This is a genomic window from Flavobacterium sp., from assembly GCF_046155325.1.
Taxonomy (GTDB): Bacteria; Bacteroidota; Bacteroidia; order Flavobacteriales; family Flavobacteriaceae; genus Flavobacterium.
This window is the reverse complement of sequence record NZ_JBJXDQ010000096.1, coordinates 41,845-54,238: the sequence shown is the minus strand read 5'-3', so window position 1 is coordinate 54,238 and position 12,394 is coordinate 41,845. Positions and strand designations below refer to the sequence as shown.

Below are 12,394 nucleotides of genomic sequence, written 5' to 3'. Positions count from 1 at the left end.
TCTTTGTCTAAAACTGCATCTCCGTCTGTATCAGGCCATGGACAACCAAAGTTTTCTTTTGGTCCTTTTACACTAGGGCATTTATCATCACCGTCTTTGATTCCATCTACATCAGTATCAGGACATCCTTTGAAAGCTGCTAAACCAAAAACATCAGGACAATCATCTTCTTTGTCCATAATTCCGTCTTTATCAGTATCTGGACAACCTTTGAATTCAGCTAAACCAGCTACTTCGGGACAATCATCTTCTTTATCCATAATTCCATCACCGTCGGTATCAGGACAACCTTTGAATTGTTTTAAACCAAAAACTTCAGGACAATCATCGTATTTGTCATAAATTCCATCTTTGTCAGTATCTTTTCCACCAAATTTAAATGTAAGACCTGCTGTATGTTGGAAATGAATTGGTGAATCCGGATTATCTGTTCCTGGATAGTTTCTCTCACCAAAATTATGTTTGTAGGTTGTAGCTAATGATAAACCAACAAATTCAGTAAACCATAAAGTGACACCTGCGCCACCATTTAAAGTACCAAAACTATTATCTCCAAAGAATGTATAACCACCTCCCATTTGAAGAGAAGGGTCAATAACTTTAGATTTAATCATATTCATGAAACTATATTTAATAACACCATCAGCTGCATAATACATTAAATCGCCAGGAGATATTGCAACATCTGTATGTCCTGGACCTTCCCAGTTAGCGTATTTTGTTATTTTATTTAAAGATCCTGACACACCAAAAGAAAAGTTATCGCCTACGTATCTAGTCACGTTTAAATAAGATACAGAAGGAATAACATTCCAGCTCTCGTTTACTTTAAAAAAATTTGAAAAGTGATCTCCAAAATGGCTTGGTCTATCACTAGCGCTAGTTCTTGTATCAACAGCGTTGACACCAAAAGTAATCGTCCATGGATTATTTCCGTCTTGTGCATTTGAAGTAAAGCTCAATATTAGCATTACAGCAAATAAAATTTTGTTAATTTGTTTCATCTTTTTTTTTTAAATTACGATTTAGTTAATTACTGACAAAAGTAATATGTAATTTTTACAAAACAAAATAAAATGTTAAATAAAACCTAATAAAAACCCTTTTTAACATAGAATTGTATTATAAAAGCAGTGCTAAAGTTGAAAAACTTACCCGTTTTAAGTCGTGATAATTATGTCTAAGACATTTTATTATTTCTGTTTCTTAACAAATTACTCATTTTCTAAAAATTAATCACATTGATTTCTCCGCCGATATATATAAGTGCTTTTTTTACCACTTTATAATCCATTAATTCAATTGCTTTTTGATAATTTTCTAGTTGCAATTGATGCTTTTGATGATGCGTACCGGTTTTATAATCTAATAAGTAGATTTCATTATTTTGGGTTACTACCATCTTATCTGGTTTTACAGCATTTCCATCTTTTTGAATAATTGTTTTTTCGTTTAATACAATATTATCTTGAGAAAAATAAACTAATAAATCTGTATGATTTATAATTTCATATAAAGTTTTTATCACAATTTCTTTTTGAGACATGGTAATCAAACCGTTTTCAATAGCATTTTTTATTGCAAATTCAATATCGCTTTCTGTTTTTATAAAAGACAAGATTTCGTGAATCACATTTCCATATTCGATTGCTTCTTGCTGAAATGTTCCCCACATCAATGCTTCTCTTTGAGCCATTTTAATGTGTTTTGGATTTAAAACATCGTTGACAAGCGAGATTGTTTTTAAATCATCTTTTATATTACTCGCTAATGACAATTTTTTCGGATTACCTATTTCATATTCTAAACGGTTTTGTTGAAATTGGTTTTTCTTTACTAAATATTTGATAAAGAATGAAGCCATATTGTCTGGATACAATCCGTCTTTTTTTGGTTCTAAGTATTGCGAAACAATATAAAGTTGTTCTTCTGCTCTAGTTAAAGCTACATAAAGAACATTAATATTATCTAATAATTCTTCTTGCTTTTTTTGAAAATATACCTCCGATGCTTCGGTGCCAAAACCTTCTACAGCACTAGTATTATCAATAAGTATTCTTGGTAAATCAAAAAAGTCTTCATCGGCATTTATCCATAATTTATCTTTTGGTTTTCGGCTATAATCTTCTTCAGCAAATGGAAAAATTACTACAGGAAACTCTAATCCTTTAGATTTGTGGATGGTCATAATACGCACAGCATTTTTTCCTTCAGGAGATGGAATGCTAAATTTATCCGCATTTTTATCCCAATAATTTAAAAAATCCGAAATACCCGCTTGATTTCTTATGTCTCGATCTAGAACGATGTCCATAAAGAACTGAACATAAGCATTCGTTTTATTGAGTTTAAGAAATGTTGATATAATAATCTCTACGGCTTCATATAATGATTTTTTTCTGATATTTTCAAAAGATAAAGTGACATCAAAACTTGCTAACCAATCTTCAAAATCACTTTCATTACTGTTAGTCATTCCTTGGGCGATAAAATCATGAACTGGTAATTTTTTTTGATTGTTTTGAGACAAATAATGTAAAAAATAAGATTTTGATTCTAAATCCGATTTGTTTTTTAAATATTTTAAAATATGAATTATAAAACGCACTTCTGTAGCATTTTGAATCATCAATGTTTCTGACGATAAAATTGGAATATGTTTTTGGGTCAAATAATTTGCTACAGCAATACCCTGTTTTCGTTTTCTAGTTAAAACTACAATTTCGCGATATTCAAATCCATTTTCAATCGTTTTATTTATAGCATTCAAAGTCGCTTCAACAAATAAAGCTGTTTTATCTAATGCTTCTTCTTCGTATTCATTTTCTGCTACTTTTGGAATAAAGGAAATATTGACATAACCACCTGTTTTATTGTTAGACTTTTGAAAACTTTGATTAGCATATAAATCTTTGAAATCTTCTTCTTTAAATTCGTTAGAAATCAATTTAAAAAAATCATTATTAAAATCAATTATTTGAGAATAACTCCGAAAATTTTTTTCCAAATAAAACAATTCACTTGGGTGATTTGGAAAAGCTTTTTGATCTTTGGCTAATTCAATAAACTGTTCGGCTTTACCACCTCGCCATCTATAAATAGACTGTTTTGGATCGCCTACTATCATTAAAGTTCCTTTTTCTCCATTTTCTTCCCCATCTAGAGCATTAGCAATTAATGGGATTAAATTCTGCCATTGCATTTCTGAGGTGTCTTGAAATTCGTCAATAAAAAAATGGCGATACCTTTCACCCATTCGTTCGTAAATAAATGGTGCTGGCTGATTTTGAATTTCGCGATGAATTATTGAGTTGAATTCAGATATGGAAAGTAAATTTTGTTCTACTTGAATCTTGGCTAATTCATTACTAACTGTATTCAACAAGGATAAAGGAGTAATGTTTTTTAGAAATGCTTTGTAAAAGTCTCTTTTTTCAAAACTTTTATATATTTCAGACAAAACTTGTAATAATTCAGGTATTATATTTTCGATTTCCGAACGATCTTTTGCTGTTTTATTAATTCTAATATCTTCAAATTCGTGATACGTTTTGTTTTTTGGATTAAAATTTCCTTCCTCAATACTTTGTAAATGTTTTGGAAAATAAGACCCAGAAAATGATTTGACATCTATCCCTTTTTTTTCAATCAACGATAATGCATTTTGAGCAAGTTTTGAATTTGCTGTTTCTAAAACTTTACAAGCCTCGTCTAATTTATTTTTTATTGCTATAAACTCAGCAATTGACTTGTCTTGAAAATGAGTGATTTCATTTCTATTATTTTCATTAAGAATTAAACGACCTGTTTCCAAAATTTCTTTTGAAATATCCCAAGATTTATCATCATCCGTTTTTTGGAGTGTAAAATCAATCAGTAAATTAGTTAAAGTTTCGTCTTCACCTGCTCTTGAAATTATTGAATCAACCGCTTCAATTAGCAAATTTTCTGTATCAAGCGTAACTTCAAAACTCATAGGCAAACCCAAATCATGGGCAAAAGCACGAATTACTTTGTGTGTGAATTTATCTATCGTAGAAATATCAAAGGCAGCATAATTATGAATTATATGTTTTATAATTTGTTTCGATTTGGATTTTATTTGTGGTATTGTAAGTTTAGTTTCTTGTGATATAACAGCTAATACATCTTGTGCTTTATGATTCGGGGAGTCTTTTGAAAATTCGGATAAGTTCCCTACAACCCTACTTTTCATTTCATGAACCGCTTTGTTGGTAAATGTAATTGCAAGTATATTTCTATAAGCATCATTATTCTTTGCTGTAAGAATTATTTTTAGATACTCTTTTACAAGTGTATATGTTTTTCCTGAACCAGCAGATGCATTATATATAGAAAAAGTAGGTCTTTGCATTTAAAATTTGATTAGGCACTTGCTGAAATTAATTGAATTTCTGTTGAAAAACCATACTATCAATTTATTTAATAGAATTATAACAAAATAGAATTTTCAATTCCAAAGTTAAATGTTTATTTTTGAATAAAATATTTAATAAATCATTTAAAATAATAACACTATGGCTTTTGAATTACCACAATTACCGTATGCGTATGACGCATTAGAACCTTATATTGATGCACGCACGATGGAAATTCATCATACAAAACATCATAATGCTTATATAACTAACGTAAATGCAGCTATTGCAGGTACAGATTTAGAAGGAAAAAGCATCGAGGATATTTTGAAAAATTTAGATATGAAAAACATGGCGGTTCGTAATAACGGCGGTGGGTTTTTTAATCACAGTTTGTTTTGGACAATCATGACTCCAAACGGAGGAGGACTTCCAACAGGAGAATTATTGGCTGCAATTGAAAGTGCTTTTGGTACTTTTGATGCTTTTAAAGCTGCTTTTTCGAAAGCTGGAGCTACACAATTTGGTTCAGGATGGGCTTGGCTTTGTGTAAAAGACGGAAAATTAGAAGTTTGCGGAACGCCAAATCAAGATAATACATTGATGCCGGGTGTAGGTTGTGGCGGAACTCCAATTTTAGGAATGGATGTTTGGGAACACGCTTACTATTTGCATTATCAAAACAGAAGACCTGATTATATTGAAGCTTTCTTTAATGTAATTAATTGGGCTGAAGTTTCTAGAAGATACGATTTAGCGAAATAAGCCCCCTAACCCCCAAAGGGGGAATTAGCACAATAGGCAAGAAAAAAAGACTACTAAATCTTTTTTCTTGCCTATTTTTTTATGCTAAATCCAAGTATTCATTCTTGTTTTCCTTTTTTTTAAATTCCCCCTTTGGGAGTTAGGGAGCTTTGACTTTATTCCAATAAAAAAGGTGAAATTGCTTTCACCTTTTTTGCCCCAAATCTACCATAAACTTAACCTACTAATATTATGGTGAGTCAAAGCTACATACGCAATTGACTTTCTACAAATAAAATAGATAAAATACATTAATAGTCGATAAACTGCTTGAATTTACTTTTTAATATGCTCTGGCATTTTTACCTTCATAGAAATTCATAAATGCCTTATTTACAACTCTATTACCTCCTGGAGTTGGATAATCTCCGGTGAAATACCAATCGCCTAAATTCTTAGGACAAGCAATATGTAAATCTTCTACTGTTTGAAAAATAATTTTCACCTCTGCTTTAATTTCAGGGGAACTTAACAATTGTGCTGTTTTATTTGAAACTTCTTGTTGGGTAAATGGAGCATAAATTTCGGTTACATAATTAACAACTTTGCTGTCCTTTAAATTTTGTTGTGCCTTACATTTTAGATAAACTTCGTCTACAATATGGTATAAATTGCGTTCTTTCAACAATTCTAAGGCAGCTTGAAAAGCTACTAGTCCTTCTAATTTTGCCATATCAATACCATAACAATCTGGATACCTTATTTGTGGAGCAGAAGATACAATAACAATTCTTTTAGGATTCAAACGATCCATCATTTTAATGATACTCATTTTTAGTGTAGTTCCTCTTACAATACTATCATCAATAATTACTAGATTATCTGTTGGTTTAATTACACCATAAGTAACATCATAAACGTGAGCTACTAAATCGTTTCTGCTACTGTCCTCGGTTATAAAAGTTCGTAGTTTTGCGTCTTTTATAGCTACTTTCTCGGTTCTAATTTTTACAGAAAGAATTTCCTCTAGTTTTTCTTTGGTTAATTTTTTTCGATTTTCGAGAATATAGTTGTTTTTACGTTGGTTCAAAAAGTCCTGAGCTGCTTCTATCAATCCATAAAAAGAAGTTTCTGCAGTATTTGGAATATAAGAGAACACGGTATTGTCAGTATCTTCATCTATTACATCTAGCACAGCCGGAAGGATTAGTCGCCCCAACATTTTTCTTTCTTGATAGATATCAGCATCACTACCTCTAGAAAAATATATTCTTTCAAAAGAACATGCCTTTTTCTCAGTTGCTGGAAGAATTTCTTTTTGGGTTACATTACCATTCTTTTTGATTATTAAAGCTTTACCTGGCTGTAGTTCTTGTACTTTTTCGATAGGTACATTAAAAACGGTTTGAATTACTGGACGCTCCGATGCAACTACTACTATTTCTTCATCTTCATAAAAGAAAGCTGGTCTAATTCCTGCTGGATCTCTAAAAACAAAGGCGTCTCCATGGCCTAAAAGTCCTGCCATAGCATATCCTCCATCTAAGTTTTTGGATGATCTAGTTAATATTTTTGCTATATCCAATCTTTCTGCTATTACAGGAGAAGCTTCTCGCTTTGTATAACCTTCAGCCTTGCAATCTTGATATAAATCTCTGACGGCTTTATCTAAAAAATGTCCTATTTTTTCCATCACGGTGACCGTATCTGCCATTTCTTTTGGATGTTGTCCTAATTCAACTAAACTTTGGAAAAGTTCACTAACATTAGTCATATTGAAATTTCCTGCTAAAATCAGATTTCGATGCATCCAGTTATTCTGGCGTAAAAAAGGATGAACACTTTCAATACTGTTTTTTCCAAAAGTTCCATATCGTACATGTCCTAAAAATAATTCTCCAATATATGGTATATTCTTTTTCTGCCAAGCGACATCATCTATGAATTCAGGATTTAATTTTAGCTCTTCGCTAATTCTATCATTAATTTGGGCGAAAACATCTTGAATAGGCTGTGATTCATTCGAACGTACTCTACTTATATATCGTTCTCCAGGCTCGACATCTAATTTAATACTAGCAAAACCAGCTCCATCTTGTCCACGATTGTGTTGCTTTTCCATCAGAAGATACATTTTTTGTACTCCATAGAAAGCTGTACCGTATTTATCTTTATAAAATTGTAACGGCTTTTTTAATCTAAGAAGGGCAATCCCGCATTCATGTTTAATTGCGTCGCTCATTGTATTGTAGTTGTTTAGTTGAATTTTTCTTGTTTTACCAATGATTCACAGATAATAAATAGATAGAAATTAACAATAGTGAATCTGTGTCTACTCTCTATTTTCAAAACAAAAAATGCCCCGAAATTTCGAGGCATACTTTATTATATTTCTATATCAAAATGGGTTAAAGATTTGAACTGTTTCAATCTCGATACCACTTCTTGTTTTTCTAATCTAAGCATACGTTCAGTTCCAAATTTTTCTACACAAAAGGAAGCTAAATTTGAGCCCTGAATAATTCCTTTTTTCATATTTTCAAATGAAATATCACCACTTTGTGTTATATAACCTGTAAACCCACCAGCAAAGGTATCACCAGCACCAGTTGGATCAAATACTTCTTCAAGAGGTAAGGCTGGTGCAAAGAAAATTTGTTTTCCTTCAAACAATAATGCTCCATGCTCTCCTTTTTTAATGACAACATATTTTGGACCCATAGCATGAATTTTAGCTGCTGCTTTTACTAATGAATATTCGCCAGAAAGTTGTCTAGCTTCTTCATCATTAATTGTTATAACATCCACACGTTTGATTACTTCCAATAATTCAGGCATAGCACAATCCATCCAGAAATTCATTGTGTCTAAAACCACTAATTTTGGTTTGGCTTCCATCTGATCCAATACGCTACTTTGCACTAATGGATGTAAATTTCCTAACATTACCACATCAGCATTTTTGAAATTTTGTGGCACTTTAGGCTGAAAATCTGCTAAAACATTTAATTGGGTGTCGAGAGTATCGCGAGAATTTAAGTCATTATGATAACGACCACTCCAAAAAAAAGTTTTCCCTCCTTTGACGACTTCAAGACCTGAAACATCTATGTTTCTATCGGTCAATAAATTGATATATTCTTGAGGAAAATCTTCGCCTACAATCGAAACAATGGCCGATTCGAGGTTAAAATGAGAAGCCGAAAGTCCGATATAAGTTCCTGCACCACCTAAGATTTTGTCTGTTTTACCAAAAGGGGTTTCAATTGCGTCAAAAGCAACAGTGCCAACAATCAATAATTTGTTCATTATTCAAGTTTCGAATTAAGGTGCAAAGATAGTTTATAAGGTTGTAAAATCAAAGATTGTAAATGCTTAAGTTTTACAAAAGTTTATCATGTTCTTTCTCATAAAAAGCATCAATAGATAATGTTTTTTGACTTGATGCAAAAACCGCCAATGCATCACAACGTTCATTTTGCGGGTGGTTATTATGCCCTTTTATCCATTTAAAATCAACTTGGTGTTTGCTATAAATTACTAAAAAGCGTTTCCATAAATCGGGATTTTTCTTTCCAGTAAAACCTTTTTTCTCCCAACCAAAAACCCATTTTTTCAAAACAGAATCAACTACATATTTAGAATCCGAAATAACTAAGACTTTCATGTTGATATTTTTAAGCTTTTCGAGCCCTACGATAACAGCTAATAATTCCATTCTGTTATTTGTAGTATGGCGAAAACCTTCATAAAATTCTTTTTTATGAGCAGTTCCTACTAGTTCAATTACAACACCGTAACCCCCCGGGCCAGGATTACCCTTGGCAGCTCCATCAGTGTAAATATGTATGTCGTGTTGCAAAATTAGAAGTTAAAAGTTAGTCCCGAAGTCTCGGGATAGAAGTTTTTCTATAATTTCAGGAAGATATTTTTGTTCCAGTTCGTGAATTTTTTCTGCCACTATTTCTGGTGTGTCTGTAACCAAAACGGTTACTTTTTTTTGAAAAATAATAGCTCCTTCGTCGTAATTTTCATTTACATAATGAATTGAAATTCCGGTTTCCATTTCTTTATTTTCAACAACTGCTCGGTGTACATTCATACCGTACATCCCTTTTCCGCCATATTTTGGCAACAAAGCAGGATGGATATTTATTATCTTATTAGGGAAAATTTCTACTATTGACTCCGGTAGTTTTAATAAAAAACCAGCCAAAACAATTAAATCAGGCTGAAGATTAATTAATTTTTGTAAGAAAATAGGTTCGTTAAATAATGTTTTAGAAAAAATTTCGGTCGGAATATTAAAATTCTGAGCTCTTTCTATAACTCCAGCATTTGGGTTATTGGTGAAAACTGTTATAACCTTAGCAATTTTTTTATTTTCAAAAAATTTAATAATGTTTTCGGTATTAGTACCCGATCCCGAAGCAAAAATTACTATTTTATTCATAATTATAATGATTTCTTTTATGCAAAAAAAAGAATAAAAAGGGAGAATAAATAACATTATGTGTTCTTTATTAAAAAAAATATTCTACTTTAGACGACACATTTATTAACTAAATAGTTGTTTTAAAATAAAGTTTTTTATTTTTGCAAACAATTTAAATTTAAAATTCAAAGATTATGTCAGACATTGCATCAAGAGTAAAAGCTATTATCGTAGACAAATTAGGTGTTGACGAAAATGAAGTTGTAACAGAAGCTAGCTTCACTAATGATTTAGGAGCTGACTCTCTAGACACGGTAGAGCTTATTATGGAATTCGAAAAAGAATTTGATATTCAAATTCCAGACGATCAAGCAGAAAATATTGGTACTGTAGGTCAGGCTATTTCATATATTGAAGAAGCTAAGAAATAATATTAAACACCCATTTTCTTTTTTGAAAATGGGTGTTATTATTTTTTAAACAAACATTACTGATTGAAATTCAATCAAAACGATATTAAATACTATACCCATAGCTCTTTTGTGATTGTTATTCAACAAGAAAGCATGGGTTTTATTTGTTAAAAACATCAAATACATCAAATTATGATATTAAGACGAGTTGTTGTTACAGGTTTAGGGGCGCTTACTCCTATTGGAAACAATATTCAAGAATATTGGACTGGTCTAATAAATGGTGTTAGTGGAGCTGCTCCAATAACCTATTTTGATGCTTCAAAATTCAAAACTCAGTTTGCTTGTGAATTAAAAAACTTTAATGTTGAAGATTTTATTGACAGGAAAGAAGCTCGAAAAATGGATCGTTATGCTCAATACGCAATGGTTTCATCTGAAGAAGCTATGAATGATGCTAATTTTGACTTAAATACTATTGATAAAGATCGTGCAGGTGTAATTTGGGGATCAGGAATAGGAGGCTTGGAAACTTTTCAAATTGAAGTTCTTAATTTTGCAGCTGGAGATGGTACGCCAAAATTCAATCCTTTTTTTATTCCCAAAATGATTGGAGATATTGCATGTGGCCATATATCGATAAAATATGGATTTAGAGGCCCAAATTTCGGAACCGTTTCTGCATGTGCTTCTTCAACAAATGCCATAATTGATGCTTTTAATTATATAAGATTAGGTCATGCCGACATTATGGTAACTGGTGGCTCTGAAGCCGCAGTGACAATTGCTGGTATGGGAGGATTTAATGCTATGCATGCCCTTTCTACAAGAAATGACGATCCTAAAACAGCTTCAAGACCTATGGATAAAGACAGAGATGGTTTTATTTTAGGAGAAGGTGCAGGAGCTTTAATCCTTGAAGAATATGAACATGCCGTTGCTCGTGGCGCCAAAATTTACTGTGAATTAGGTGGTGGTGGAATGTCTGCCGATGCACATCACATTACTGCTCCTCATCCTGAAGGTTTAGGTGCAAAAAATGTAATGCTCAATTGCTTACGTGATGCTGGTTTAAAACCAACTGATGTTGATGGTGTCAATATGCATGGAACTTCAACTCCTCTTGGAGATTTAGCTGAATCAAAAGCTATAGAACATGTATTTGGCGATCATGCTTATACTATGAATTTAAATTCAACAAAATCCATGACAGGGCATTTACTTGGTGCAGCAGGTGCGATAGAAACTATATCTTCGATTCTCGCTATGAAACATGGAATAATTCCACCTACTATAAATCATTTTACAGATGATGAAAACATCAATTCTAAATTAAACTTTACTTTTAATGTGGCGCAAAAAAGAGAAGTTAATGTTTTGATGAGTAATACTTTTGGATTTGGAGGGCATAATGCTTGTGTATTAGTAAAAAGATTAGATTTTTAAATATCTATGAAATGAGCATGACTAATAATTGGTCACAATTGAAAATCATCGAATACCAAAATAAAATAGCAACCGATGGGATAAATACCAATGAAGATATGCGAATTACACATGACCGATAAAAAACAATAAATATCTACATATGAATATAATTAAAAAAATGTTTTCAAAATCCCGTTCTCAAGAAGACGGGATTTTTTTTAATGCTATTCATGAAATCTTAGGATTTGCTCCAGTTTCACTTGAAAATTACCAGAAAGCATTTACACATAGATCATCAAATAAGTTTGATGTAAATGGAAATGCAATGAACTATGAACGCCTTGAGTTCCTGGGTGATGCCATGATAAGTGCTGTTATAGCTGCTCATTTGTTTGAAGAAGTTCCTGCTGGAGACGAAGGATATCTCACCAAAATGAGATCAAAAATAGTTAGTAGAGAACATTTAAACGAATTAGGAAAAGAATTAAACTTAGTTCGATTTGTTTATAGTAAAGTTCCTATACAACATTTTGGAGAAAATATTCACGGAAATATTTTTGAATCTCTTGTTGGAGCGATATATGTTGACAAAGGATATTCATTTTGTGAAAGATTTATTCAAAAAAGAGTTATTATTCCTTTTGTCGATATTGCACGATTAGAAGGAAAAGTAATTAGTTATAAAAGCCTTGTAATTGAATGGTGTCAAAAAGAGAAAAAACATTTTCATTATGAAATTTTTGAGGATAATGGAATAGATGGGCAAAAATATTTTGGGGTTAAATTAAGTATCGACGAAAAAATTATTGCAAAAGCACGAGCCACATCAAAAAAGAAAGCAGAAGAAAAAGCTTCTCAAAGAGCCTATTTTGTCTTTCAAAAATTAATTGACACTAAACTAACTTGAAAATTAACAAACTAAATCGTTATCGTTTATAAAATAAAGAAAACAAACATTTTATAAATAATAATGCTTTCTAAAAATACTATATTTA

10 protein-coding genes are annotated in these 12,394 nt (G+C 31.6%); 4 read left to right on the top strand and 6 right to left on the bottom strand.

Annotation, left to right across the window (positions count from 1 at the left end; all coding sequences use genetic code 11):
- Positions 1-1,004 (bottom strand): thrombospondin type 3 repeat-containing protein (locus ACKVOD_RS06680; protein ID WP_409208693.1); only part of this gene is annotated, 1,004 nt, incomplete at its 3' end.
- A 221-nt stretch (positions 1,005-1,225) separates the two neighbouring features.
- Complete coding sequence (locus tag ACKVOD_RS06675; protein WP_409208692.1) at positions 1,226-4,375, bottom strand: UvrD-helicase domain-containing protein; 3,150 nt, start codon at positions 4,373-4,375, stop codon at positions 1,226-1,228.
- 163 nt (positions 4,376-4,538) lie between these two features.
- Between ACKVOD_RS06675 and ACKVOD_RS06670 the strand changes: the two genes are divergently transcribed.
- Complete coding sequence (locus ACKVOD_RS06670) at positions 4,539-5,144, top strand: superoxide dismutase (protein ID WP_409208691.1); 606 nt, start codon at positions 4,539-4,541, stop codon at positions 5,142-5,144.
- A gap of 322 nt (positions 5,145-5,466) precedes the next feature.
- On the opposite strand, the gene ACKVOD_RS06665 is transcribed toward ACKVOD_RS06670, so the two are convergent.
- The 4 genes from ACKVOD_RS06665 to purN all read right to left on the bottom strand — a co-directional run bounded on the left by ACKVOD_RS06665 (position 5,467) and on the right by purN (position 9,576).
- Entirely contained in the window at positions 5,467-7,365 is a 1,899-nt protein-coding gene (locus ACKVOD_RS06665; protein ID WP_409208690.1) for an amidophosphoribosyltransferase, read from the bottom strand.
- Between the two features lie 143 nt (positions 7,366-7,508).
- Positions 7,509-8,432, bottom strand: a complete 924-nt coding sequence (locus ACKVOD_RS06660; protein WP_409208689.1) for a PfkB family carbohydrate kinase — start codon at positions 8,430-8,432, stop codon at positions 7,509-7,511.
- Between the two features lie 73 nt (positions 8,433-8,505).
- Positions 8,506-8,985 (bottom strand): ribonuclease HI, encoded by a 480-nt coding sequence (gene rnhA, locus ACKVOD_RS06655; RefSeq protein WP_409208688.1) that lies wholly within the window; start codon positions 8,983-8,985, stop codon positions 8,506-8,508.
- A gap of 9 nt (positions 8,986-8,994) precedes the next feature.
- Positions 8,995-9,576: a phosphoribosylglycinamide formyltransferase gene (gene purN / locus ACKVOD_RS06650; protein ID WP_409208687.1), complete on the bottom strand. Its 582-nt coding sequence runs from the start codon at positions 9,574-9,576 to the stop codon at positions 8,995-8,997.
- A gap of 176 nt (positions 9,577-9,752) precedes the next feature.
- Between purN and ACKVOD_RS06645 the strand changes: the two genes are divergently transcribed.
- The 3 genes from ACKVOD_RS06645 to rnc all read left to right on the top strand — a co-directional run bounded on the left by ACKVOD_RS06645 (position 9,753) and on the right by rnc (position 12,306).
- Positions 9,753-9,989: an acyl carrier protein gene (locus ACKVOD_RS06645; protein WP_409208686.1), complete on the top strand. Its 237-nt coding sequence runs from the start codon at positions 9,753-9,755 to the stop codon at positions 9,987-9,989.
- A 174-nt stretch (positions 9,990-10,163) separates the two neighbouring features.
- Positions 10,164-11,417 (top strand): beta-ketoacyl-ACP synthase II, encoded by a 1,254-nt coding sequence (gene fabF / locus ACKVOD_RS06640; RefSeq protein ID WP_409208685.1) that lies wholly within the window; start codon positions 10,164-10,166, stop codon positions 11,415-11,417.
- A gap of 142 nt (positions 11,418-11,559) precedes the next feature.
- Entirely contained in the window at positions 11,560-12,306 is a 747-nt protein-coding gene (gene rnc / locus ACKVOD_RS06635) for a ribonuclease III (protein WP_409208684.1), read from the top strand.
- Positions 12,307-12,394: the final 88 nt, after the last annotated feature.